We start from the raw sequence: 23716 nt of genomic DNA on the forward strand, positions 1-23716 counted from the left end.
ACGCGGTCGGGTAGTCGCGTGACCGGACCGAGGCGACGGGCTCGGTGTGAGGAGGACACGATGACCGCGCGTACGGCACGAGCGTCCCGGGGCGCCGCCCTGTTCGACGTCGACGGGACCCTGGTGGACACCAACTACCTGCACACCGTCACCTGGTGGCAGGCCCTGCGACGGCACGGCCACGACGTTCCGATGTCCCGCATCCACCACGCCGTCGGCATGGGCTCCGACCGGCTGCTCGACGCGGTCCTCGGAGAGCGGCGCCGACGCGGTGAGGACGGTGCGATCTCCGACGCGCACGGGGCCCTCTACTCCGCCTGGTACGAGAACCTCCGCCCCTTCGAGGGGGCGACGGAGCTGCTGCGCGCGGTGGCCGCGCGCGGATGGCGGGTCGTGCTCGCCAGCTCGGCCTCCGAGGAGGAGGTCGCCGCCGTCCGCGGGCTGCTCGACGCCGACGACGTGATCGACGCTGTCACCTCGGGCGGGGACGTGGACACCACCAAACCGGCGCCCGACCTCGTGGAAGCGGCCCTGGCGGCGGTGGGAGCCGAGCCCGGGGACGCCGTCTTCGTCGGCGACACCGTCTGGGACGTCGAGGCGGCCGGGCGGGCCGGGGTGCCGTGCGTCGGCCTGCTGACGGGCGGCACGACGCGCGCCGAGCTGGAGGAGGCGGGCGCGGTCCTCGTCCGCGAGGACGCCATGACCCTGCTGCGGACGCTCGACACCAGCCCCCTGTCCCGGCCTCCGGGGTGACCGCCGGGGGCCGCGCGCCTCATCCGGCGGTCACTGTCCGGCGGCGTCCTCCAGGACGCCGGCCGCGGTCCGCAGGTCGGCGACGAGGCCCTCGTACCTCTCCTTCCGGTCCCGTGCGCGGAGCACCGCCGAGGGGTGCGCGGTCGGGAGCACCCGGGCCCCGCCCGCCGGGCGGCCGTCGGGCTCCTGGGCGGGCAGCGGACGCGGCACGCCCCGGCCGGGCGCTGCCCGACCCGGAAGGACGGGCCGGGCAGCGCCCGGCCGGTGGTGGCGCCGAGGGTGACGACCACCGCGGGGGAGACCGGCCGGAGCTCGGCGAGCAGCCAGGGGTGGCGGGCGAGCGTCTCGCGCGGGCTCGGCGTCTCGTGGATCCGGCGCGTGCGGGTCGCCTCCTCGGTGAACTCGAAGTGCTGGACCGCGTTCGTGAGGTACGCCTCCTCCTCGTCGGTCCCGGCCTCGCTCAGCGCCTTCGCCGGCAGCCGGCCCGCGGGGCCGACGAAGGCCTTCCCCTCCTGGTCCTCGCGGTCGGCGGGCTGTTCGCCCACCGGCATCAGCCGTGCGTGGGCGGGGCCGCGGCCGAAGACCGTGCCGGTCGCGTGGCGGTGCAGCGGGCAGCCGCGGCGGACGGCGGCGGCCCTGCGGTGCGCGGGGAGGCCCCCGCGCTCCGGCAGGAACGGCGTCGCGTCGTACCGCTTGTCGTCGTCGTGGGGGTCCCGGGCGGCCGTGGCCCGGGAACCGCCGCCGTCACGGTCGCCCGCCTCCCGCGAGGGACCGGGGCGGCGCGGCCCCTGTCCCGGATCCGGCCGCCTCCGTCCCGGCGCCGTTCCCGACGACGATCCGGAAGCCGTCCCGCGGTCGGGTCGGGACCCGGTGGAGCGGGATGCGCAGGTCCTGCTCCGGCACGGTGAAGTCGAGCCGGGCGAGCACCGGGGCCGCCGCGGCGAGCACCGCGACGGTGATGTCCTCGCCCGGGCAGCGGTGCCCGTCGCGGGGGCCGCCGCCCTGGGGGATCAGGGCGTGGGTGTGCGGCGAGGCGGTCAGGAACCGGTCCGGTACGAAGCGGTACGGCTCCTCCCACAGCGCGGGGTCGTGAGCGCGCCCGTACACGTCGAGCAGCAGCAGCGTGCCGTGCGGCACCCGTTCCCCGTCCAGGACGAGCCCGTCGGGCGCGAGGGCGCCGAGGAACGGGACGAACGGATAGAAGCGGCGCACCTCGTGCGCGAAGGACCTGGCGAGCCCGGCGGGTTCCTCCTGCGCGAGCCGCTGCCGCAGCCGGGGGCGGGGGCTCATGGCGTGGGCGGCGAAGGTCAGGAACCAGGTGATCGCCACCGTGGGCCGCAGGATGTTCAGCAGCTCCACGGCGGCGGTCTTCGGGGCGAGCGGCGTCCCGTCGGCGTCGCGGTGGGCCACCACCGCTTCGAAGGGCGTGCGCGGGGGTGCGGCCGGCGGTGTCGCCCGGGCGCGTACGACCTCGGCGGCCAGCGCCTCCTCCTGCCGCCTGCGGGCCCTGCGGGCCCGCAGGTGGCGCGGGCCGGGGGTGGCGAAGCCGTCGACCATCGCCACGCAGTCCCGGCCCAGGCGGGCGGTGGCCGCGTCGTCGTGGCCGGGGAGCCCCACCCAGTCGGACACGGCACGGGCCAGGACGAGCGCCCCCTCGTCGAAGAGGGTGACCTCTTCCCGGCCGTCCCGTCCGGCGAGCCGCTCGCGCAGTCCCTCGGCGACGCGCCCGGCCAGCTCGCCGACCGCTTCGGGGCCGGTCAGCAGGGACAGGAACATCGCCTTGCGGACCTGGTGCTCCGGGCCGTCGAGGGTGTGCACCGCGCCCCGGCCGAAGAGCGTGTCGAGGACGGGGCCGGGCAGTGCGCCGGACCGCCGCGCGTGGTGTTCGTCGTAGAAGAAGGCGACCGCGTCGGGGCCGCGCAGCACCCGCGTCGGGCGCCCGAGCAGCCGGGTGGCCACCGGGCCGTCGCCCAGCCGGTCCCGTCGGAGCCCTGGCAGCCACGCGTACCCCTTCAGCAGCAGGGGGACCGTCCGGTCGATGCCGGAGCGCACCGCTTCGTTCGCGGGGTCCGAGCCGTCGGGGTGGGACAGGCGCATGGTCCGACTCCCTTCGCCGTGGGGCGTCAGGGGGCCGTGACGGCCCCGGGGTCCGGGGCCGTGTGACGGCCCGGGGGCCTGCGCCTACCCGGTCCCGTCCCGCGCACGCGCCCGCCGGGCGTGCCCGCGGGTCAGGCGCGGGACCTGGCGGCGGCCAGGGCGTCCTTGACCTGCCGCACCACGCGGGCCGCGTCGTCGGGGTCGTGGACGACGTCGGTGCGGTTCATGTCGATGACGAGGACCTCGCTGGCCGAGTAGTGCTCGTGCACCCAGTCGTCGTAGCCGGACCAGAGCGTGCGGTAGTACTCCACGAGGGCCTCGTCCTGCTCGAAGTCGCGGCCGCGGAGCCCGATGCGCTTGAGCACCGTCTCGAAGTCCGCCTTCAGGTAGACCATGAGGTCGGGTGCCTTGCGGTACGGCAGGCCGTCGATCTCGCGCATCATCTCGTCCAGCAGGCCCTCGTACACCCGCATCTCCAGGGAGCTGATGCGGCCGAGCTCGTGGTTGACCTTGGCGAAGTACCAGTCCTCGTAGATGGACCGGTCGAGGACGTTGTCGCCCTGCTTGTACGCCTCCTTGATCGACGCGAAGCGCGTCTGGAGGAAGTAGAGCTGGAGCAGGAAGGGGTACCGCTTGGCCTGGATCTCCTCGGGGCTCGCCGTGTAGAAGAGCGGCAGGATCGGGTTGTCGTCGACGCTCTCGTAGAAGACCTCGCTGCCCAGCTCCTTCGCCAGAAGCTCGGCCACGCTCGTCTTGCCGATCCCGATCATGCCTCCGACGCAGATCACCGACATACCTCACTTCTCCCTGGGATTCCTGTTCACGGCGAGAGCCGGGTGCCCCCCACCGCCCGGACACGCCGCGGCGGTACTCGGTTCCCAGGGTCTTCACGATCGGTGTCACGCGGTCCCCGCCCGGGCCTCACAAGCCGCTGCGCGGGTGCCGCCCAGAAGCATAGAGGACCCCGGGTCCCGCGTCCGGGTCAGGCCAGGACCCGGAGGGCGGCGGGCATCGCCCTGAGGGTGACCGGCAGGGTGGCGTCGACCTCCCCGTCGGCGCCGTACGGGAGGGGGCGGTCGGCCTCGATGCGGACCTCCTCGCCGCGGAGGATCTCGATCTGGGGGCGGTTCACGTGGGCGCCTGTCTTGAGTTCGTTCATCATGGCGAAGAAGAGGCGCTTGGGAGCCTCCTTGATGACGACGACGTCGAGGAGGCCGTCGTCGACGCGGGCGCCGGGCGCGATGTTCCGGCCGAATCCGTAGAAGCCGGAGTTGGCGGCGACCACGGTGTAGCCGGTGCGCTCGTGCCGGGTCCCGTCGATGGTGATGCGGTAGGCGGCGGGCTTCCAGGTGAGGACGGCCCGGAGGCCGCCCGCGTAGTAGGAGGCGGCGCCGCGCAGGAGGCGGGAGGCGTTGGCGTGGTGGTTGGCCACCGCGTCGACGCCCGCGTACACGCTGCCGAGGACGCGGACGCCGGGGTGCCGGGCCGACTCCACCTCGATGGTGTCGACGGCCCGCGGTTCGCCGTGGAGGAGGACCTCGGCGAGGCCCGGGGCGTCGGTGGGGAGGCCCAGGGCGCGGGCGAAGTCGTTGCCGCGGCCGGCGGGGACCAGGCCGAAGACCGTGTCCGTGCCGCTGAGCGCGCCGCCGACGGTGCCGGCCATGCCGTCTCCGCCGACGGCGAGCACGACGTGGCCCTTCTCCCCCGCCTCCCGGGCGACGTCCCGCGCGTGCTCCAGGCTGCGGCTGTAGACGGTGTCGAGCCGCGCGCCCGCCCCCCGCAGCAGCCGGGCCACCGGGAGCAGGCTCGCCGTGCCGCTGGATCCCCCTGCGGTGGGGTTGACGACGGCGGTGAACTGTCGCATGGAACTGGCCTCCGGGCGGCGCGGTGAGTGGGGCGGGAAGGGACGGGGCGGGGCTCAGCGGACGGGGATCAGGACCCCGGGGCTGAGCACGCCGGTCGGGTCGACCTCGGCCTTGACCGCCTGGAGCATGCGGATGCCGAGCGGGCCGATCTCGCGGGCGTACCAGTCGCGGTGGTCGGTGCCGACGCCGTGGTGGTGGCTGATGGTGCCGCCCGCCGCCAGGATGGCGTCGTTCGCCGCCCGCTTCGCCGGCGCCCAGTGCGCGACGGCGTCCTCGCCCTGCGCGGAGACGACCGTGAAGTACAGCGAGGCGCCGTTCTCGTACGTGTGCGAGATGTGGCACATGACGAGGGGCGGGGTGCCGGCCTCGGTGAGGGTGCCGGTGAGCGCGTCGCGCACGGCGGTGTACAGGCCGGGGATCGCGGACCAGAAGGCGGCCGTCTCCAGCGTCTCGGCGAACGCTCCGGCGTCGAGGAGCGCGTCGCGCAGGTACGGGGCGTCGTAGCGGCCGTGCTCCCACCTGTCGCCCGCCTCCTCGCCGGTGAACTCGCCGTCGCAGGCGAGGAGGACCTCGCGCGCGGCGGCGCGGCGGGCGGCAGTGTCGGCCTCGGTGCCCTCGAAGCCGACGATGGCCATGCAGCCGGGGTTCTCGGGGAGTGCGGTGGTGCCGATGGCGTCGGGCTGGGCCAGGCCGACGAAGGTCTCGGACTCGTCGGAGAGCCGCAGGACCGTGGGCCGGGGGCCGTCCTGGGCGAGCCGGCGCAGGGCGGCCGTGCCGGCCTCGAAGGAGGCGAAGCGCCAGCCTTCGTAGATCCGCTTCTCCGGGAGCGGGCGGACGCGCACGGTCACCGAGGTGATGACGCCGAGGGCGCCCTCGGAGCCGAGGATCAGCTGGCGCAGGTCGGGGCCGGCGGCGGAGCGGGGGGCGCGGCCGGTGGACAGGGTGCCCTCGGGGGTGGCGACCTCCAGGCCGAGGACCATCTCGTCGAAGCGGCCGTAGCCGGCCGAGGCCTGGCCGCTGGAGCGGGCCGCGGCGAATCCGCCGAGGGTGGCCCATTCGAAGGACTGGGGGAAGTGGCCGAGGGTCCAGCCCCGCTCGTTGAGCAGCGCCTCGGCCCGCGGACCGCGCAGGCCGGGGTGGAGGGTGGCGGTGCGGGAGACCTCGTCGAGGGCGAGCAACTGGTCGAGGCGCCGCAGGTCGAGGGCGACGAAGGGGCGCTTCGTGGTGGGGGCGAGGCCGCCGACCACGGAGGTGCCGCCGCCGAAGGGGACGGCGGAGAGGCCGTGGTCCGCGCAGGCGCGCAGGACGGCGAGGACCTCGTCGTGGCTGCCGGGGAGGACGACGGCGGCGGGGAGGTCGTCGACCTCGCCGGCGCGGATGCGCAGGAGGTCGGGGGTGGACTTGCCGCGGGTGTGCCGGACGCGGCTCTCGGCGTCGTGCCGTACGCCGTCGGGGGCGGCGACGGCGGCGCGCAGGGCTCCGCTCGCCTCCTCGGTGAGCGCCGGGGCGGGCACGTCGATGTCGGCGAGGGCGGAGGGGCCGCTCTCGCGGGGCGTGACGCCGAGCAGGTCCCGCAGCAGTCCGGTCACCGATTCGGGCAGGGGCGCCGCCTTGGCCGGGTCGCCCCAGCCGCTCCACAACATGTCCACTTCGAGAGGTTCCTCACGGTCTGTTTCAGGGACGGCGCTGCCGCTCGGCCCGCACTGGCATTACACTGTGACAGATGACGCCCATTCGTCACAACCATGCGGACGCAGATCCCGTCCTCGACGCGGCACGGGACTGCGTGCTCGCCGTCGGCGTACGGCGGACCACCCTCACCGACGTCGCCCGGCGGGCCGGCGTCTCCCGGATGACCATCTACCGGCGCTGGCCCGACGTCCGGACCCTCGTCGGCGACCTGATGACCCGCGAGTGGATCGCCGTCGCCGCCGACGCCATGCCGCCCGTCGACGAGGACCGCCCGGAGCGGCACCGGATCGTCGAAGGGCTCGTGGCCGGCGTCGCCGCCTTCCGGTCCCACCCGCTGTTCCGGAAGATCCTCGACGTCGACCCCGAGCTGCTGCTGCCCTACGTGCTCGACCGGCGGGGCGCCAGCCAGGACGCCCTGCTCGGGCTGCTGGTCACGGCACTGGAGGAGGGGCACGAGGACGGTTCCGTCCGTCGCGCCCCCGCCGATCTGCAGGCCCGTTCCGTGCTGCTCGTCGTCCAGTCCTTCACGCTCTCGCTCGGCACCATGGCCGACGCGAGCGATCCCGAACTGAGCGAAGCGGCCTTCCTCGAAGAGCTGCGCACCCTGCTGGAGAGGACCCTCGCCCCGTGAACCCCACGAGCACTCCCCCGAACGGCACCGCCCTGCCCGGCTCCTCGCTCGACGCCGGGCGGCGCCGGCGCGAACTGGACCGGCTCGCCGACGGCGAGACCGTCGACGTCCTCGTCGTCGGGCTCGGCGCCACCGGCGCCGGGGCCGCGCTCGACGCCGCCACCCGGGGGCTGAGCGTCGCCGCGATCGACGCCCACGACCTGGCGTTCGGCACCTCCCGCTGGAGCTCCAAGCTGATCCACGGCGGACTGCGCTACCTCGCCACCGGGCAGCTCGACGTCGCCCACGAGAGCGCCGTCGAGCGCGGCGTCCTGATGGAACGCACCGCCCCGCACCTCGTCCGCGCCCAGCCCTTCGTGCTCCCCCTCACCCCGCTCGTGAGCCGCGGCCAGGCGGCCCTCGCCCGCGCCGGGTTCGCCGCGGGCGACCTGCTGCGGGTCGGCGCCCGCACCTCGCGGCTCACCCTGCCGAGGCCGCGGACGCTGTCCGCCGTCGAGACCCGCCACCTCGCCCCCGCGCTGCGCCCGGTCGGCCTGCGCGGCGGACTGCTCTCCTGGGACGGCAAGCTCTCCGACGACGCCCGCCTCGTGACCGCGATCGCCCGCACCGCCGCCGCCCACGGCGCCCGGATCCTCACCCGCGTCCGGGCCCTGGAGCTGCACGGCGACGGCGCGCCGGTACGGGACGAGACCACCGGCCAGGAGCTGCGGATCCGTGCCCGCGCCATCGTCAACGCGACCGGCGTCTGGGCGGGCGGCCTCGTGGACGACGTACGGCTCCGGCCCTCGCGCGGCACCCACCTCGTCCTCCGCTCCGAGACCCTGGGCCGGCTCTCCGCGGGACTGCACATCCCGATCCCCGGCGAGACGAACCGCTTCGTCCTGGTGCTGCCGCAGGGCGACGGGCGGGTGTACGTCGGCCTCACCGACGAGCCCGTCGACGGCGACGTCCCCGACGTGCCGGAGGTCCCGGAGACCGACATCGGCTTCCTCCTCGACGTCCTCGGCTCCGCCCTCGACGTCACCGTCGGCCGTTCCGACGTGGTCGGGGCGTTCGCCGGACTGCGGCCGCTGCTCGACTCCCGGGGCCCGGACGGCCGCACCGCCGACATCTCGCGCAAGCACGCCGTGCTGACCTCGCCCGACGGCGTCGTCACCGTCGTCGGCGGCAAGCTGACCACTTACCGCCGCATGGCCGAGGACGCCGTCGACGCGGCCGTCGCCGTCCGCGGCCTGGCCGCCGGTCCCTGCCGCACCGCCTCGGTCCCGCTCGTCGGCGCGGCCCGCCCGGCGGTCCTCGCCGGACTCGACGTGCCGCCCCGCCTCGTCCAGCGGTACGGCTCCGAGGCCCCGGCCGTCCACGCCCTCGGGACCGAGGACCCGGCCCTGGCCGAGCCGGTCGTGCCCGGCCACCCCGTCACCGGCGCCGAACTCGTGTGGGCGGCCCGCCACGAGGGCGCCCTCGACACCTCCGACCTCCTCGACCGCCGCACCCGCGTCGGCGTCGTCCCGGAGGACCGCGCCCTCGCGGAGGAGGCGGCCCGCGACGCCCTCGCCCGCGCGGAGGAGGTCAGTTCGCGAACCCGCCCTGGGGTTCGATGATCTCCAGGTTGGTGCCGTCCGGGTCGTTGAAGTAGGCGACCCTGGTGCCGAGCGCCGCGTCCGGGGTGACTTCTCCGGCGGCGAAGGTGTAGTCGTCGCCGAGGAAGTCGTACCCGGCCTCCTTCATCCGCCGGTACACGGCGTCGAAGTCGTCGGCCTTGAAGCACAGGTGCATGGAGCCGGGGCGGTTCGCCTTGCCGTTCGTCCGCTCGCCCACCGGGTCCTGGAACTGGATCAGGTCGATGCCGAGCCCGTCGAGGTTGATCGTCGCGTAGCGCAGCTTCGCGACCGGGAGCCCCTGCGACCGACCGAACGGCACGCTGTGCATGGCCCCCTCCGCGACGGGCCCGCGACCGGTGAGCGCGGTGTAGAACGCGACCGAGGCGTCCAGGTCGGAGACGGAGATCCCGACGTGGGCACTCCGGGTGAGGTGCATCGGAGTGTCGGCGACGACCATGAGCCCTCCTCTTTTCCGCCCTCCCGCGAGGGCGTCGACGACAATTCTTCCTGATTCCTCCCTTTCGGCACCTCGCCCTGCTGCACGGCCGGATCGAGTCGCACGTCGAGCGGGCCCTGCAGTCGGGCCACGGCCTGAGCGTCCGGGAGTACTCCCTGCTCGACGTGCTCAGCAGGCAGCACGACGGCGAAGGCGGCCACCTGCAGATGAAGCAGGTCGCCGACGCGGTCGTCCTCAGTCAGAGCGCCACGACGCGCCTGGTCACCCGCCTGGAGGACCGCGGCCTGCTGTCGAGGTACCTGTGCCCGACCGACCGCCGCGGCATCTACACCGACGTGACCCCGGCCGGCCGGGAGCTCCTGGACGCGGCCCGGCCGACCAATGACGCCGCCCTGCGGCGGGCTCTGGACGAGGCCGCCGGGAACCCGGAGCTGACCTCGCTGGTCGCGGCGGTCGAGGCGATCGACGTACCGGCGCGGCGCGCCTGAGGACGGGGCCCGTCCGCACCGACCCCTGCCCGGGCGCGGCGCCCGGGCAGGGGTCGGTGCGGACGGTCTCCAGGCACGCGGGGCGGGTACGCCCGCGTGGTGACGGTCAGTCCCCGTGGCCGGTGCCGCCGCTGCCGAAGCCGCCGCTGGAGACGCCACGCCACTTCCGCCGCTCCTCGCTCGGCGCTTCCAGGACCGCCTCGCCGGAGCTGCTCAGGTTGTACGGCATGAGCCGGTGCTCACCGTCCGTCCTCGGCACCTCGGAAGGCCTGCGGTACTCGGCGACCTCACCGGGCGGCCGGTCCGTGTCGGGCCGATGCGGCTGGGACCCGGGGTCCGGCGGGGGAAGCTCCTTGTTCATGACCCGGAAGCCCAGCACGAAGGCCCCGATGAGCAGGGCGACCACGACGAGCCCGCCCAACACCTGGGCGAGACCTGACTGCCACGCACCGGCAGCGAGCGCCGGCGTCCCGGGAAGAGCTGTGTGCATGGTTGCGCTCCGTTCGTCAGCCCCCTCCGGCACGGGACGACGGGACCTCTGCCGCTCCCGGACCGTGCCGTCTCCCCTTCTTCGGACGCGAGGCCCGCGCCGGATGCGCAGGCGGCCCTGGCACGAGGCCAGGTGTCACTGCCGGAGGCCGTGGCGGCCGCCGGGTACCGGTGCGGACGAGGCGCCGTGCTCGCCGTGCCACGGCCTCGGCGGCCTCGTCCTCCAGATCCGGCAGACGCCGCGGTCGCCGGTGAGCCGCCGGTCAGGGGCGGTGCCGGAGGGCGCCCGGCCACCACACCGCGGGACCGATGTCACGGACGAGAGCCGGGACCAGCAGCGACCGGACGACAAGGGTGTCGAGAAGGACGCCGAAGGCGACGATGAACGCGATCTGGACCAGGAAGGCGAGCGGAATGACTCCCAGCGCGGCGAACGTGGCGGCGAGCACGACACCGGCGGAGGTGATGACCCCTCCCGTGGCGGTCAGGCCCCGTCGCATCCCCTCCCGTGTGCCGTGCCGGGCGGTCTCCTCCCGGACGCGGGACATCAGGAAGATGTTGTAGTCGACGCCGAGTGCCACCAGGAAGACGAAGCCGTACAGGGGCACGGCGGAGTCCGTTCCCGTGAAGCCGAAGACGTTCCCGAAGACGAGGGCCGAGACCCCCAGGGTGGCGGCGAAGTTCAGCGCGACCGTGGCGACCAGGAGCAGGGGGAGCAGGATCGAGCGCAGCAGCCCGACGAGGATCACGAGGATGATCGCGAGCACCACGGGGACGATGAGCTTCCGGTCCCGTTCGGCGGTGACCCGGGTGTCGTACTGCTGAGCGGTGTAGCCGCCGACCAGCGCGTCGGCGTCCGGCACGGCGTGGACGGCCGACCGGAGGGCGGCGACGGTGTCCTTGGCGGCGTCGGTGTCGGCGGCGTCGGCGAGGGTGACATCGACGCGCACCCGGCCGTCCGCGACCAGCGGGCGGGGGTCCCGGGAACCACCGGGCTCGGTGAGGACGGTGGCGGAGTCGACCCCTTCGACGCCCTCCGCGGTCGCTCGGACCCGCTCGACGGCACCCGCGTCGGCGATGACCACGGCCGGGTTTCCGGCACCGCCCGGGAAGTGTTCTCCGAGCCGGGCCTGGGCGGCGACGGACGGGGCGTCCTTGACGAAGATCTCGTCGAGCGGCACGCCCCTGGAGTCCAGGGCGAAGGAGAAGGCGGCGCAGAGCAGCAGGGCCGCCAGGGACCCTCCCCACACCTTGCGGGGAGAACGGTCGACGAGCGCCGCGATCCCGCGCCAGATCGGGTGCGCGTCGGCGGCGGGCGTCGCCCTGGGGCGCGCGGGCCAGTAGGCGGCACGCCCGAGAAGCACCAGGACGGCGGGGAGGAACGTCACGGCACTCAGCACGGCACACACGATGCCGATGGCCCCGACCGGACCCAGGGCGCGGTTGTTGGTCAGGTCGCTGAACAGAAGCGCGAGGAGGCCGAGTGCCACGGTGGCCGCGCTGGCCGTGATCGGGCCGATGGACTGCCGCAGCGCCGCCCGCATCGCGGGTGCCCGGTCGGCGTCCCGGGCCCCGAGTTCCTCGCGGTAGCGGGCGGCCAGGAGCAGGGCGTAGTCGGTGGCGGCGCCGATGACGAGGATGGACAGGATGCCCTGGACCTGTCCGTCCACCCGCACGAGGTCGCGGTCCGCCAGGACGTAGACGACGGCGCAGGCGAGTCCCAGGGCGAACACGGCTCCGATGATGATGACCAGCGGGAGCAGGACGCTCCGGTACACGAGGAGCAGGATCACCAGGACCGTCACGAGGGCGACCACCAGCAGCAGGCCGTCGATCCCGGCGAAGGCGTCGGCGAGGTCGGCCTGCGTGGCGGCGGGGCCGCCGAGCCATGCCTCCGCGCCCGGGACCGAGGACGCCGCGGCGTCGATCCTGTCGATCGTCGCCGGGAGTTCGTCCCCCGGATCGGGCCGGATCTGCACGATCCCCCGGAGTGCCTCGCCGTCCTCGGACGGCAGCGCCGGGGACGGCGCGCCCACCACGCCGGGCTCGCCCTTCAGCGACGCGAGCGCCCGTGTCGCGTCCCCTCGGACCGCGGGGTCCAGTCGGCCGCCGCCCGGTGCCGTCCAGACGAGCAGGACGGGCAGGGTCTCCTCCTGCCGGAAGGACTCCTGGGCCCGTAGGACCTGGGTGGACTCGGCGCTCCGCGGGAGGAAGGCCGCCTGATCGTTGGTGGCCACCTCGCCGAGTCTGCCCGCGTACGGGCCGAGCCCTCCGCCGATCGCCAGCCAGACGACGAGCACGAGGAGCGGGAGCAGCCGACCGGCCCACCGCGCGGGTATGGACATGAACACTCCGGATGGGTCTCTCGATCTCAAACAGCCTCAATGATTGAGATATAAGGAAGCGGGTCGCCTCGTGCGACCGCCGTCGTGCGGTAGCGGATCCTCGGAACCGGAGGAGGTTCCGCGTCAGGCCCCTCGGCGGATGCACCGGACCGGCACCGCGGCTCGCCCGCCCCGGGAGTCGGCACCCCGGGACCTCGGGCCCGGGGTGCCGGCGCCGTCCGCGCCGGTCAGAGGCCCAGGACCCGGAACGCGAAGAACAGAGCCACCAGAACGGCCCCGGACACGATCAGGGAGACCCACACCGCCGGGTGCTCCCACACGCCTCCATCGGGCCGTTCCTCATGGGCCGACGAGGTGGAACCCTCGACGGGAGGGGTTTCCTGGGGAGGTACGAGAGGCTCGGTCATGATCCCTCCTGGGAAGAGAGCGGGGTGTTCACGGGGCGCGGGCCGCCGGAGCGAGGCGTCGGGGGCGACGTTCGACGGCCGCGGCCGGCAGCCGCTCGAACTCCCCCTTCAGAACGGGGTGGCGAGCTTCGCCAAACCCTTGAACCGCGGTGACGCCCGGTGCGGCAGCACGGTCTCGCGCGGCGACACGGCTTCGAGGAGCAGGCCGTCGTCGGCGGTCATCGCCTTGTTCGTTCCCGCGAAGGCCAGGCGGGCGGGTTCTCGCGCCTCCGGCCGGTGGGCGAGTCCGCCGGTACGCCCCCCCGGAAGCGCGAGGTGCCGCGCCGCGTGGAGCCCGGCCGCACGGAACCTTCGTCGATCCGGACACAGCGCACCGCGCCGGGGTCCCTTCCTCGGTGTCCCCGAAATCCTCCAGGCAGGCGACCAGCTCCTCCAGGGGACGGCGACGCGGAGCCTCCGTCGAACGGTGATCACCGCTCACCCCGCTCCGGCGCGAATCGCCGTCGTCGTGAACGGCGTCTCGGCTCGGACTTCTCCGGAAGCGCCACCGCCGGATGCACCTGGGCGACGGAACGCAGATCCGGCGACCCCGGCGGCTCTCGACATCCGGGGCGGCCCCACCGGCGCGGCGCATCCGCGAGGGCCCGGAAGCGCGAATGCCCGGGGAGGAAGCCACCGCCACGAAGGAGCGTCATCGTGAACGCCGCCGAGAAGAAGGTCCTCCTGGTCGGCGCGACCGGCGAGATCGGCGGGCTCGCGGCCCGGCAGATCGCCGGGTACGGGGCGGCGACCGCCCTCGCCGGCCGTGACCCGGAACGCCTCCGGGCGAGGGGGGCGGCGCTCGGGGGACGTCCGCGGCGGGGCTTCGACGCCTACGACCTGGACGGCTGCGCCCGGCTGGCGCCCTGGGCCAGGGAGGCCCTCGGCGGGCTGGACGCCGTCGTCGTCGCGGTGGGCGTCGCCGCCTTCGGAGCCTCCGCCGACGTGTCCGACGCCGCGGCCGAGCACCTGTTCACCGTCAACACGCTGTGCCCCATGGCCGTCGTGCGGGGCGCCCTTCCCGCCCTCCCCCGGGGTGGCGTCGTGGTCGTGGTGACGGGCGAGATCGTGGACCGCCCTCCTCTCGGTATGGCCGACTACGCGGCGACCAAGACCGCGCTCGCCACGTGGCTGCGCGTGACCGGCCGCGAGGCACGCCGCGACGGCATCACCCTCCTGGACGCCCGCCCGCCGCACCTGAACACGGGCTTCACGACACGAGCCGTGGCCGGCTCCCCTCCCGCACCGGGCTCCGGAGCTGACCCGGAGGAGGCCGTGCGCCACCACGTGGTCCTGCCGCTGCTCAGGGCCCTGGAGGGCTGACCCTCGAACCCGGGCGCCGTGGACCCGATCCAGCGCCACGGCGGAGGCCGGGGCGGGGGCGCGGGTCCGGTCGAGCATGGACGCCGCCCCGGGGAGGAGGACGGTGACACCGGCGGGGTGCGCGACACCCCGACGCAACCGCGGTGAGGGTGCCCGACCGGCGCCCCGGGACTCCCCCGAAGCCCCGCCGCCGCCGGCGCGCGCGACCGTCGGCGCGACGGAGGACGCGCGGCCGGCCACCCCATCGCAGGGGCGAGGAAGAGCGGGCCGCACCTCCGGAACACTTCACCTGCGATCGACCCCAACCAGATTGCACACCCTACCCGCGTTTGCATTTAACACGCGCATGCAATTATTGTCTGAGCATGCAAGGAGCTCACTCAAGCAATCGGAAAGGGTCGGACCCCATGCCCCTCGCCCTCCTCGCCCTCGCCGTGGGGGCCTTCGGGATCGGCACGACCGAGTTCGTGATCATGGGGCTTCTGCCCCAGATCGCCGGCGACTACGGCGTGTCCATCCCCACGGCCGGACTTCTGGTCACCGGCTACGCACTCGGCGTCGTCGTCGGAGCCCCGCTGCTCACCGTGCTCGGCGGCCGGGTCAGCCGGAAGCGGATGCTGATGCTGCTGATGGGCCTGTTCGTGGCCGGGAACCTCGTCTCCGCCCTCGCCCCCACCTTCGAGGTCATGCTCGCCGGGCGCGTGGTCGCCTCCCTCGCCCACGGCTCCTTCTTCGGCATCGGCTCCGTCGTCGCCGCGGGCCTCGTCGCCCCCGACAAGAAGGCCGGGGCCATCGCCACCATGTTCACCGGCCTCACCGTCGCCAACATCGTCGGCGTCCCGCTGGGCACCTTCATCGGGCAGGCCGTCGGCTGGCGCACCACCTTCGCGGTCGTCGCCGCCCTCGGCGTCGTCGGACTCGCCGGCATCGCCCGTCTCGTCCCCGCCATGCCCCGCCCCGAAAGCGCGAACCTGCGGCGCGAGTTCACCGCCTTCCGCAACCCCCAGGTCCTCCTCGCCATGGCGATGACCGTCCTCGGCTTCGGCGGTGTCTTCGCCGCCATCACCTACATCGCGCCGATGATGACCGAGACCGCCGGGTACTCGGAGGGCGCCGTGACCTGGCTGCTCGTCCTGTTCGGCGTCGGCATGTTCCTCGGCAACCTCCTCGGCGGCCGCTTCGCCGACCGCGCCCTGATGCCCCTGCTGTACACGACCCTCGGCGGGCTCGCGGTCGTCCTCGCCCTGTTCACCCTCGCCGCGCACGACAAGATCCTCTCCGCGGTCGCCGTCTTCCTCGTCGGAGCGCTCGGCTTCGCCACCGTCCCGCCCCTCCAGAAGCGCGTCCTCGACCAGGCGCACGGCGCCCCCACCCTCGCGTCCGCCGTCAACATCGGCGCCTTCAACCTCGGCAACGCCCTCGCCGCCTGGCTCGGCGGCCTCGTCATCGCCGCGGGGCTCGGCTACACCGCCCCCAACTGGGTCGGCGCCCTCCTCGCCGTCACCGCCCTCGCCCTCGCCTTCTGGTCCGCCGCGCTCGAACGCCGCACCGCCAAGGCCGGCAGGGTCGTGGCCCAGGCCGCCCCGGCCCGCACCCCCGTCCACCACTGACCCGGCCTTCCGGAGCCCCCTCCGTGAACGCCCCCCGCACCACCGAGCGCACCGCGCTCACCCAGTGAAGGAGCACGTACCCACCATGGCACCGTCCGCCACGCCCGCCGTCCCCACCGTCAAGCTGAACAACGGCGTCGAGATCCCCCAGCTCGGCTTCGGCGTCTTCCAGGTCGCCGACGACGCGACCACCGCGGCCGTCACGGCCGCCCTCGACGCCGGATACCGCAGCATCGACACGGCCGCCGTCTACGGCAACGAGGCCGGTGTCGGCCGGGCCCTCGCCGCCTCCGGAATCGCCCGCGAGGAGCTGTTCGTCACCACCAAGCTGTGGAACGCCGACCAGGGCTACGACGCCACCCTCCGGGCCTTCGACGCCGGCCTGGCCAGGCTCGGCCTGGACTACGTCGACCTGTACCTGATCCACTGGCCGACCCCGGCCCGCGACCTGTACCGCGACTCCTGGCGCGCCCTGGAGCGGCTCGCCGAGGAGGGCCGGATCCGCGCCGCCGGCGTCTCCAACTTCCAGCCCGAGCACCTGCGCCGGCTGCTCGACGGCGCCACGCTGACCCCGGCCGTCAACCAGATCGAGCTGCACCCCGCGCTCCAGCAGTCCGCACTGCGCGCCTTCCACGGCGAGCACGGGATCGCCACCGAGGCGTGGAGCCCGCTGGCGCAGGGCGCGGTCCTCGACGACCCGGCGATCGCCGCGATCGCCGCCGCCCACGGCAAGTCGCCCGCCCAGGTCGTCATCCGCTGGCACCTCCAGCTCGGCAACGTGGTCATCCCGAAGTCGGTCACCCCGGCCCGCATCCGGGCCAACGCCGACGTCTTCGACTTCGTCCTGACGGACGAGGAGATGGCGGCGATCGCCGGTCTCGACCGCGGCCTGCGCACCGGCCCGCACCCCGACGAGCTGAACTGACCCCCACGCCCCCGTCGCCTCCGGTGACGGGGGCGGCGCCTTCGGGGCCTTCCCCCCTCCCGGACACCTCGCCGCGGCGGTCGGGCCCTCAGAGGGCGTCGGTGACGGGGGCGGCGGCGAGGGCGTCCAGGGATTCGGGGACGGTCTGGCCGCCGTCGACGGTCAGGGTCTGGCCGGTGATGAACGCGGCCTCGTCGGAGGCGAGGAAGCCGACGGCGTGGGCGATGTCGGCGGGCTCTCCCAGCCGGCCCAGCGGGATCGACGCGGCCATCCGCCGCAGGTACCCCTCGCCCAGCGCGTCCAGGCCCTCGGTGCGGACGTTCCCGGGGAGCACGGCGTTGACGGTGATGCCGAGGGGGGCCAGCTCCAGGGCCGCCCCTCGCAGGAAGCCGAGCTGGCCGGCCTTGCTCGCGCCGTAGTGGGACCAGCCGGTGAAGCCGGTGGTCGGTCCGGTGATGGACGAGGTGAGGACGACGCGGCCGCGCCCGGCGCGTTCCATCGCGGGCAGGCACGCCCGCACGGCGAGGATCGTGCCCCGGAGGTTGACGGCGAGGACGTCGTCGACATCGGCCGCCGTCATCTCGCGCAGCGGCTTCTCGGGGAAGACGCCGGCGTTCGCGCAGAGGACGTCGACGTGGCCGTGGAGGCGCTCCGCCTCGGCCGCCATCGCCTCGACCGCGGCCGGGTCGCGCAGGTCCACGCCGGTCCCGGCGACCCGCCCGCCGGTGGCGCGTGCGACGGCCCCGGCCACCTCGCGCGCCACGGCCGCGTCCCGTCCGGTCAGGAGCACGGCCGCGCCCCGGCGGGCGAAGAGTTCGGCGATGCCCCGCCCGATGCCGCGCGTCCCGCCCGTCACCACGACGGACCGCTCTCGCCAAGGGGTGTCGGTCATGGACCGTCCCGTCCTCTCCTCGTCACGCTCCGATGCCTCCGCCCACCGTAGGCGACCCGCTCGCGCGCCGGTGGGGCCGGGCCCCGGGCCGCCCTCGCGGGCGGCGGGGATCTCACCCGTACGAGGCACCCGGGCGCTCCGGTGACGGGCCGTCGGGCATCCGCCGTCCGGGCGAACGCGGTGTCGGTCCTCTGACATATCCTTCCCGCCATCGCACGCCGACTCGAAGGACCCAGAGCATTGACCGGCTTCACCGCTTTCCCCCTGCCTTTCCAGGCCTCCCGCACGATGCCGTACACCCCGCCGCGGACCTTGCGGGAACTGGAGATGATGGAGTGCAGCGCGCATATCCGCGCGAAATCGGGGTGGTTCGAGAAGAGGAACGACGCCGACATCGTGGCCCGGTGGACGCGTGAGGCGGTCGCGCAGGGGCTCACCGAGGCGCAGGTGGCGTACGTGCTCGCGGAACTCGCGCACTACGCCGCGCTGCGGGACGGGGCGACCGGCGTCGAGGTGTCCGCGGTGGACGGGGTGTGGCAGTCGGACGCCCTCGTCGACGAGGGGCTCAGGTCCCGGCTGCGGGACGCGGTGCGGGTCCTCGAGGAGGTTCCCGAGGCGGAGAAGGACTGGCATCCCGGTTCCGACGGCCAGGTGCTCGACCTCGTCCACCCCTCGCTGTTCTGCCTGGTGCGGGAGGTGAGCGGCGCCCCCGAGGAGGCGTGGCGGAACCCGACGGACCACTACTCGGCCTACGAGTTCTCGGAGCGCTTCCAGTGGCTGCCCACGGACGTCGAGGTCGACGACGAGGGCGGGGTCTCCTTCCTCTCGTACGTCAACAACGTCCACCCCGAGACCCATCGTGAACTCGACTCCGTGCTGCCGGAGTTGTTCGGCAGGATGCGTCCGCTGTTCGAGCGGGTGCTCACCGACCTGCGCCATCCGCGGCCGCTGCGCATCGAGGCCGACCCCTACGGGTGGTACGAGGCGGAGCCGGCGTATCCGGCCAAGGCCGACCACCCCGACGACGCCGCCTACCAGGAGGCCTACCACGCGTGGGTCGAGGCCCACGACGACTGGTACGAGAACCGCACGCCGGTTGTCCCGGACGCCCCCGGGTTCACCGCTCCCGAGGCGCCCGCCGAGGCCGACCGGGTCGACCTGCGCGGTCGCCGCCTCCAGGTGATCGTCAAGCTCGCCACCATCCACCTGACCCCCGAGAAGCCCGAGTACGCCGGCGGTTCCTGGCACGTCGAGGGGATGGTGAACGAGCGCATCGTCTCGACGGGGCTCTACTACTGGGACAGCGAGAACATCACCGAGAGCCGGCTGGGCTTCCGCACGGCCGTCGACGAGCCGGAGTACGAGCAGAGCGACGACACCGGTGTCCGCGAGGTCTACGGCCTGGAGAACGACGAAGCGCTGAACCAGCCGCTGGGATCGGCGTCGACGCCGCAGGGCCGCTGTCTGGCCTTTCCGAACGTCCTCCAGCACCGCGTCGACGCCTTCCGCCTCGCGGACCCCACCCGGCCGGGACACCGCAAGATCCTCGCGTTCTTCCTGGTCGACCCCTCCCGGCGGATCGTCTCGACGGCCGACGTGCCGCCGCAGCAGCCGTGGGCCGACACCTCGACCATGACGCTGGAGCAGGCCAGGACCTTCCGCGAAGAGCTCATGAAGGAACGCAAGTTCTTCGTCGACGAGCACAACGAGCAGCTTTACGAGCGGGAGTTCTCCCTCTGCGAGCACTGAGCTCACGGCCCCGGCCGGACGCGGCGCGCCGCTCCGGTACCCCCGTGCGGGGTACCGGAGCGGCGCGCCCGTCCCGTTCAGTCGCAGCAGCAGTCGCAGCACTTGCACGGGTTGCAGCAGCCGCCGTCGCCGCACCCGCCACCGGAACCTCCGCCCGAACCGCCGGAGCCACCCCCGGAACCGCCCGGGCCTCCCGAACCACCGGACGAACCACCGGACGAACCACCCGAGTTGCCGCCGCCGCGCCCCCCGAACCAGCCGTCGCCGCCCGAGCCGTCCCGGCCGGAACCGGAACCGCCACCGTTTCCGCCACCGCCGTCGAACTGGACGGACTCCAGGTCCTCCCCCTCGACCTCGTCGTCGCAGCGGCAGCAGTCGTGGCACAGCCTGCAGTCGGGGCAGAGGCGGCGCCACCGGCCGCACCGCCGGCACTCCCCGTCCGGCGGCCGGTTCGCCGCCGTCACGCCGCCCTCCGGGGCGGTGCCCGTGAGCGCGCCGACGCCGCAGGAGTGGTCGGCTCCCGGTCCCGGGAGGGTTTCCGTACGACGGCCCGGCAGGGGCAGCAGGCCGAACAGCCGCGGCCGGCCGGGGTGCTGGTGGCCGTGGTCGCGGTGCCGGGGGTCGAAGGCACGGTCGACGGCGCGCTCCAACTCGCCGCCGAGCAGCGTCCTCACCAGCCGCCCGTCGACGAAGTCCGCCTCGGCCAGCGCCAGTCGGATGCCGTGGACGGCGTCGTCGCAGAGCCTGCGCACCTCGGCTCGGTCCGTGCCGGTCACGGCGATCGGGTTCCACGCGCCGGAGGCCGCGTCCGCGTCCAGGTCCTCCACGGCGTCCAGCAGGTGCGCCAGCCGGCCGAAGAGGCGGCCGGCCTCCGCGAGCGGTGCGGCGTTGCCCGGCCGGTCGGTGAGGACCGCGGTGTACGCGAAGGCGGCCGCGGTCGCCGTCTCCGTCGGCTCGGTCACCGTCAGCAGCGAGCCGCCGGGGCCGGTGGCCCGCTCGATCCCCGGCTGCCGCTCGACCGCCTCGACCAGCACCGCCGTGTCGAAACCGAGCCGCTCGCCGCCCGCCGCGCCCGCGCGGTCCCAGCCCCGGGCGATCCGGCGGGCCGCCACCGCCACCGGGCGGCGCGCCACCAGCCCGTCGCCGTCGGCGACGTGGTCGCGTATCTTCGCCGCGGCGAGCACCAGCGACACCGTCGCCGCGAGCCGCGCGCCCTCGCCCTGGGCCACGTCCGCCGACCGCATCCCGCGCAGCGGGCACGGGCCGGCGGCCCGCCGCCAGTCGCCGGTGCGCTCCGACTGCGCCTCGGTCAGCACCGAGACGATGAGGCCGTCGTAGTTGGTCGCCACCCGCGCGAACTGCCCGTACTCGCCGCGCAGCGCCAGGCACAGCCCGCACAGGTGCGCCATCCACTCCGTGCGCAGTCCCTCGCCCAGCCGATGACGGCACGGCCTGATGATTCCGAACACCGAAGTTCTCCCCCGTAGAGACGACCGCCGCCCGGACACCTCGCGTCGGGCGGCTCACGGGTACAGGATCCTAGAGGGTCACCCCTCGGGGAACGCCCGCGACGAATCCGCAGGCCGTCAGCGGGTCAGCCGGGCGAGCGCCGCGAGGACGGGCGCCACGCCGTCCTCCGCCGCCAGGCGGTCGGCGAGGGCGCGGGCGCGGACGCGGTGGGAGGTGTCCCGCGTCGCCGCGCGCAGCGCCGCCGCCAGGGTCCCGGCGGTGAGACGCCTCAGGGGTACGGCCCCGGGGGCGGCGCCCAGGGCGGTCAGGCGGGACGCCCAGAACGCCGCGTCGAACTGGACCGGCACCGGCACGGTCGGCACCCCGGCCCGCAGGACGGCGCCGGTCGTGCCCGCTCCCGCGTGGTGGACGACGGCCGCCGTACGCGGGAACAGCAGGGAGTGCGGCACCTCGTCGACGGTCAGGATGTCGTCGTCCCGGGCGGCCAGCCCGGCCCAGCCCTTCTGCACGACGCCGCGCACCTTCGCCGCGCGCAGCGCCGCGACGATCTCGCCGCTCACCCGCTCGGGATCGGGCACGGTGGCGCTGCCGAGCCCGACGAAGACCGGCGGGGGCCCGGCGGCGAGGAAGTCCTCCAGCGCGCGGGGCAGCCGCCCGGTCTCGTGCGGCCACCAGTATCCGGCGACCTCCAGGCCGGCGGGCCAGTCCCGGGGCCGGGGGACGACGACTTCGCTGTAGCCGTGCAGCACCTGCCGGGGCCGCCGCGCCCGGGACCGTCCGCCCGGCCCCGCGAGCCCGTGCCGCCGTGGCAGCGAGCGTACGGCGTCGTGGAACATGAGCTCCACCGACGTCATGACGACCCGTCCGCTCAGCCGGTTCCCCGCCGCGCCCAGGGGCCGCGTGCCCAGGACGGGGGCGGGGAACTCCGCGGTGGGGTGCAGCGGCTGGAGGTGCAGGCCCAGGGCCGGCACGGACAGGCCCTCGGCGATGGCGTACCCGAGCGGCCCCAGCGCCCCGCCGACCAGCAGGACCTCGCCCTCCCGGGCCACGTCCACCAGGGCCGCGGTCATCTCGTCGACCGCTCCGCGGGCCATGGACGCGAGGCGTACGAGCTTTCCCGCGCCGGTCCGCGCGTCGTGCAGCCGACGGCCCCGGGTGGAGTGCAGCTCGGCGCGGGGGTCCACGGGCAGCGGACGGAACCGCACCCCCGACCCCGCCACCAGCGGCTCGAACACCGCGTGCGCGGCCAGCGTCACCTCGTGCCCGGCCCGTACGAGACCGGCGCCCAGACCCGTGTACGGCGCGACGTCGCCCCGCGACCCCGCCGTCATCATCACGATGCGCACGCCGCCAGTGTGCCCCACCGGCCCCGGCACGACACCGAACCGCGCGGTGCACGGACCGGATCGACGCACCGGACCGGCCGCCCCGGCTCGGCAGCACGGGATCGGCCCCACCGGACCGGCCGCGCGAGGCCGGCCTCACCGGCGCGGTCGAAGCCGGGAGCCCGTCCGCTCGCGGCCCACGGAATCGGTCGTCCCCGTATCCCGCCCGACGGGTTGTCAGGTACGCGTCTGGCTCCTACAGTGCGTCCAGCACCCTCACGTGGGAGCGCTCCCAATCATAGGAAACCCGCATCTTCCGGGAACGCTCCCCTGCGCTCCGTCCCCCTGACAGGTCTCCCCTCCCCAGGAGGTCCCCCCGTGCGAGCGTCCCCCCGCCGCCTCCGTGCCGCGCTCGGCGCGCTGCTCCTCGCCTTCGCCACCCTGGTGGCGATGCTCGTGGGCACCGCGCCCGCGGCCACGGCCGACACCCTGATCTGCGAGCAGTACGGCACGGCCACCGTCCAAGGCCGGTACGTCGTCCAGAACAACCGCTGGGGCACCGGCGCGACCCAGTGCGTCACCGCCACCGACACGGGCTTCCGGCTGACCCGCGCCGACGGCTCCGTGCCGACCGACGGCCCGCCGAAGGCGTACCCGTCGCTCTTCAACGGCTGCCACTACACGCGCTGTTCGCCCGGCACCGCCCTTCCCGCGCGGATCGACGGCATCGCCGCGGCCCCGAGCGGCATCTCGTACGGTTTCGTCGGCGACGCCGTCTACAACGCCTCGTACGACATCTGGCTGGACCCGACGCCCCGGACCGACGGGGTGAACCGGACCGAGATCATGATCTGGTTCCACAAGGCCGGCCCGGTCCAGCCGATCGGCTCGCCGGTCGGGACCGCGACCGTCGGCGGCCGGTCGTGGCAGGTGTGGACGGGCGGCAACGGCTCCAACGACGTCATCTCCTTCGTCGCCCCGTCCGCCCTCGCGGAGTGGAACTTCGACGTCATGGACTTCGTCCGGGAGACCGTCTCCCGGGGCATGGCCCGGAACGACTGGTACCTGACGAGCGTCCAGGCCGGCTTCGAACCCTGGCAGAACGGCGCCGGACTCACCGTCAACTCCTTCTCCTCGACGGTGACCCTCGGCACCCCGTCTCCCGGACCCGAGGAGCCGGGTCCGGGAGAGCCCGGCCCCGGTGAACCGGGCCCGACGACGGCCTGCCGGGTGACGTTCACCCCGAACGTCTGGACCGGCGGCTACACCGCGGACGTCACCGTCGCCAACGCCGGCCCCGCGGCCGTCGAGCCGTGGAAGCTGGCCTTCACCCTTCCGGCCGGTCACCGGATCACCCAGGCCTGGAACGCCGCCGTCACCCCGTCCTCCGGCACGGTGACGGCGACCGCCCTCGCCCACAACGCACGGATCCCCGCCGGGGGCAGCCAGTCCTTCGGCTTCCAGGGGACGTACAGCGGCACGTTCGCCCCGCCGTCCGGCTTCGCCCTCGGCGGGGTGCCCTGCTCGTGACCCGAGGCGCGAGCCTCCCCCACCCACG

At 74.6% G+C, this 23716-nt stretch carries 19 protein-coding genes and 2 pseudogenes; 9 read left to right on the plus strand and 12 right to left on the minus strand.

Annotated elements, in window-relative coordinates:
• The first annotated feature begins 60 nt into the window (after nucleotides 1-60).
• Nucleotides 61-753 carry an HAD family hydrolase gene (locus IE245_RS27555; RefSeq protein WP_189952317.1) on the plus strand — a complete coding sequence of 231 codons (693 nt, stop codon included), beginning with the start codon at nucleotides 61-63 and terminating at the stop codon, nucleotides 751-753.
• A gap of 30 nt (nucleotides 754-783) precedes the next feature.
• On the opposite strand, the pseudogene IE245_RS27560 reads toward IE245_RS27555, so the two are convergent.
• From IE245_RS27560 to IE245_RS27580, 5 genes and pseudogenes are all read right to left on the minus strand, one after another.
• Nucleotides 784-1424 (minus strand): annotated as a pseudogene (locus IE245_RS27560) (uracil-DNA glycosylase family protein).
• A 73-nt stretch (nucleotides 1425-1497) separates the two neighbouring features.
• Nucleotides 1498-2850 (minus strand): cytochrome P450, encoded by a 1353-nt coding sequence (locus tag IE245_RS27565; RefSeq protein ID WP_189952319.1) that lies wholly within the window; start codon nucleotides 2848-2850, stop codon nucleotides 1498-1500.
• Nucleotides 2851-2981: 131 nt separating this feature from the next.
• Nucleotides 2982-3644: a deoxynucleoside kinase gene (locus tag IE245_RS27570; RefSeq protein WP_189952321.1), complete on the minus strand. Its 663-nt coding sequence runs from the start codon at nucleotides 3642-3644 to the stop codon at nucleotides 2982-2984.
• Nucleotides 3645-3832: 188 nt separating this feature from the next.
• Entirely contained in the window at nucleotides 3833-4714 is an 882-nt protein-coding gene (locus tag IE245_RS27575; protein WP_189952323.1) for a diacylglycerol/lipid kinase family protein, read from the minus strand.
• 54 nt (nucleotides 4715-4768) lie between these two features.
• Nucleotides 4769-6364 carry an FAD-binding oxidoreductase gene (locus IE245_RS27580; protein ID WP_189952325.1) on the minus strand — a complete coding sequence of 532 codons (1596 nt, stop codon included), beginning with the start codon at nucleotides 6362-6364 and terminating at the stop codon, nucleotides 4769-4771.
• Between the two features lie 74 nt (nucleotides 6365-6438).
• Between IE245_RS27580 and IE245_RS27585 the strand changes: the two genes are divergently transcribed.
• Both IE245_RS27585 and IE245_RS27590 read left to right on the plus strand, forming a co-directional pair.
• A complete protein-coding gene (locus IE245_RS27585; protein ID WP_189952327.1) occupies nucleotides 6439-7038 on the plus strand; it encodes a TetR/AcrR family transcriptional regulator in 600 nt (199 codons plus the stop codon).
• Nucleotides 7035-8639 (plus strand): glycerol-3-phosphate dehydrogenase/oxidase, encoded by a 1605-nt coding sequence (locus IE245_RS27590; protein WP_189952329.1) that lies wholly within the window; start codon nucleotides 7035-7037, stop codon nucleotides 8637-8639. The genes IE245_RS27585 and IE245_RS27590 overlap by 4 nt, the downstream gene beginning before the upstream one ends.
• Here IE245_RS27590 and IE245_RS27595 read toward each other — a convergent pair.
• Nucleotides 8608-9096 carry a VOC family protein gene (locus IE245_RS27595; RefSeq protein WP_189952331.1) on the minus strand — a complete coding sequence of 163 codons (489 nt, stop codon included), beginning with the start codon at nucleotides 9094-9096 and terminating at the stop codon, nucleotides 8608-8610. The genes IE245_RS27590 and IE245_RS27595 overlap by 32 nt on opposite strands.
• A 50-nt stretch (nucleotides 9097-9146) precedes the next feature.
• Here IE245_RS27595 and IE245_RS27600 point away from each other — a divergent pair, with 50 nt between their 5' ends.
• On the plus strand, nucleotides 9147-9584 hold the full coding sequence (locus IE245_RS27600; protein ID WP_189952465.1) for a MarR family winged helix-turn-helix transcriptional regulator: 438 nt from the start codon (nucleotides 9147-9149) through the stop codon (nucleotides 9582-9584).
• Nucleotides 9585-9690: 106 nt separating this feature from the next.
• On the opposite strand, the gene IE245_RS27605 is transcribed toward IE245_RS27600, so the two are convergent.
• From IE245_RS27605 to IE245_RS27615, 3 genes and pseudogenes are all read right to left on the minus strand, one after another.
• The gene (locus IE245_RS27605; protein ID WP_189952333.1) at nucleotides 9691-10074 is read right to left on the minus strand and encodes a DUF6479 family protein; all 384 of its coding nucleotides are present in this window, start codon (nucleotides 10072-10074) and stop codon (nucleotides 9691-9693) included.
• A 262-nt stretch (nucleotides 10075-10336) separates the two neighbouring features.
• Nucleotides 10337-12418: an MMPL family transporter gene (locus tag IE245_RS27610; RefSeq protein WP_189952335.1), complete on the minus strand. Its 2082-nt coding sequence runs from the start codon at nucleotides 12416-12418 to the stop codon at nucleotides 10337-10339.
• A 227-nt stretch (nucleotides 12419-12645) separates the two neighbouring features.
• Nucleotides 12646-12855: pseudogene (locus IE245_RS27615) on the minus strand (DUF6480 family protein); the annotation flags it as partial.
• 666 nt (nucleotides 12856-13521) lie between these two features.
• Between IE245_RS27615 and IE245_RS27620 the strand changes: the two are divergent.
• The 3 genes from IE245_RS27620 to IE245_RS27630 all read left to right on the plus strand — a co-directional run bounded on the left by IE245_RS27620 (nucleotide 13522) and on the right by IE245_RS27630 (nucleotide 16722).
• Nucleotides 13522-14187 carry an SDR family NAD(P)-dependent oxidoreductase gene (locus IE245_RS27620; protein ID WP_189952340.1) on the plus strand — a complete coding sequence of 222 codons (666 nt, stop codon included), beginning with the start codon at nucleotides 13522-13524 and terminating at the stop codon, nucleotides 14185-14187.
• Between the two features lie 407 nt (nucleotides 14188-14594).
• A complete protein-coding gene (locus tag IE245_RS27625; protein ID WP_189952342.1) occupies nucleotides 14595-15797 on the plus strand; it encodes an MFS transporter in 1203 nt (400 codons plus the stop codon).
• 85 nt (nucleotides 15798-15882) lie between these two features.
• Nucleotides 15883-16722: an aldo/keto reductase gene (locus IE245_RS27630; protein WP_189952344.1), complete on the plus strand. Its 840-nt coding sequence runs from the start codon at nucleotides 15883-15885 to the stop codon at nucleotides 16720-16722.
• Nucleotides 16723-16810: 88 nt separating this feature from the next.
• On the opposite strand, the gene fabG is transcribed toward IE245_RS27630, so the two are convergent.
• A complete protein-coding gene (gene fabG / locus IE245_RS27635) occupies nucleotides 16811-17614 on the minus strand; it encodes a 3-oxoacyl-ACP reductase FabG (RefSeq protein ID WP_189952346.1) in 804 nt (267 codons plus the stop codon).
• A gap of 240 nt (nucleotides 17615-17854) precedes the next feature.
• On the opposite strand from fabG, the gene IE245_RS27640 reads away from it, so the two are divergent.
• On the plus strand, nucleotides 17855-19363 hold the full coding sequence (locus tag IE245_RS27640; RefSeq protein WP_189952348.1) for a DUF4246 domain-containing protein: 1509 nt from the start codon (nucleotides 17855-17857) through the stop codon (nucleotides 19361-19363).
• 77 nt (nucleotides 19364-19440) lie between these two features.
• Here the strand turns inward: IE245_RS27640 and IE245_RS27645 are convergent, their stop codons facing one another.
• Together IE245_RS27645 and IE245_RS27650 are read right to left on the minus strand one after the other, a co-directional pair.
• Nucleotides 19441-20832, minus strand: coding sequence for a DUF5685 family protein (locus IE245_RS27645; protein WP_189952350.1), 1392 nt, complete (start codon nucleotides 20830-20832; stop codon nucleotides 19441-19443).
• 117 nt (nucleotides 20833-20949) lie between these two features.
• A complete protein-coding gene (locus IE245_RS27650; RefSeq protein ID WP_189952467.1) occupies nucleotides 20950-22164 on the minus strand; it encodes a glycosyltransferase in 1215 nt (404 codons plus the stop codon).
• Between the two features lie 372 nt (nucleotides 22165-22536).
• Here IE245_RS27650 and IE245_RS27655 point away from each other — a divergent pair, with 372 nt between their 5' ends.
• Nucleotides 22537-23688 (plus strand): GH12 family glycosyl hydrolase domain-containing protein, encoded by a 1152-nt coding sequence (locus tag IE245_RS27655; RefSeq protein WP_373305410.1) that lies wholly within the window; start codon nucleotides 22537-22539, stop codon nucleotides 23686-23688.
• Nucleotides 23689-23716: the final 28 nt, after the last annotated feature.

Origin of the sequence: Streptomyces roseolus (assembly GCF_014649855.1) — a bacterium.
GTDB lineage: Bacteria > Actinomycetota > Actinomycetes > Streptomycetales > Streptomycetaceae > Streptomyces > Streptomyces roseolus.

Excerpts from the sequence above, each read along its gene's own strand:
- IE245_RS27605 (WP_189952333.1), bottom strand. The coding sequence starts at position 10,074 with ATGCACACAGCTCTTCCCGGGACGCCGGCGCTCGCTGCCGGTGCGTGG.
- IE245_RS27625 (WP_189952342.1), top strand. The coding sequence starts at position 14,595 with ATGCCCCTCGCCCTCCTCGCCCTCGCCGTGGGGGCCTTCGGGATCGGC.
- IE245_RS27565 (WP_189952319.1), bottom strand. The coding sequence starts at position 2,850 with ATGCGCCTGTCCCACCCCGACGGCTCGGACCCCGCGAACGAAGCGGTG.
- IE245_RS27570 (WP_189952321.1), bottom strand. The coding sequence starts at position 3,644 with ATGTCGGTGATCTGCGTCGGAGGCATGATCGGGATCGGCAAGACGAGC.
- IE245_RS27555 (WP_189952317.1), top strand. The coding sequence starts at position 61 with ATGACCGCGCGTACGGCACGAGCGTCCCGGGGCGCCGCCCTGTTCGAC.
- IE245_RS27630 (WP_189952344.1), top strand. The coding sequence starts at position 15,883 with ATGGCACCGTCCGCCACGCCCGCCGTCCCCACCGTCAAGCTGAACAAC.
- IE245_RS27585 (WP_189952327.1), top strand. The coding sequence starts at position 6,439 with ATGACGCCCATTCGTCACAACCATGCGGACGCAGATCCCGTCCTCGAC.
- fabG (WP_189952346.1), bottom strand. The coding sequence starts at position 17,614 with ATGACCGACACCCCTTGGCGAGAGCGGTCCGTCGTGGTGACGGGCGGG.
- IE245_RS27575 (WP_189952323.1), bottom strand. The coding sequence starts at position 4,714 with ATGCGACAGTTCACCGCCGTCGTCAACCCCACCGCAGGGGGATCCAGC.
- IE245_RS27595 (WP_189952331.1), bottom strand. The coding sequence starts at position 9,096 with ATGGTCGTCGCCGACACTCCGATGCACCTCACCCGGAGTGCCCACGTC.
- IE245_RS27610 (WP_189952335.1), bottom strand. The coding sequence starts at position 12,418 with ATGTCCATACCCGCGCGGTGGGCCGGTCGGCTGCTCCCGCTCCTCGTG.
- IE245_RS27650 (WP_189952467.1), bottom strand. The coding sequence starts at position 22,164 with ATGACGGCGGGGTCGCGGGGCGACGTCGCGCCGTACACGGGTCTGGGC.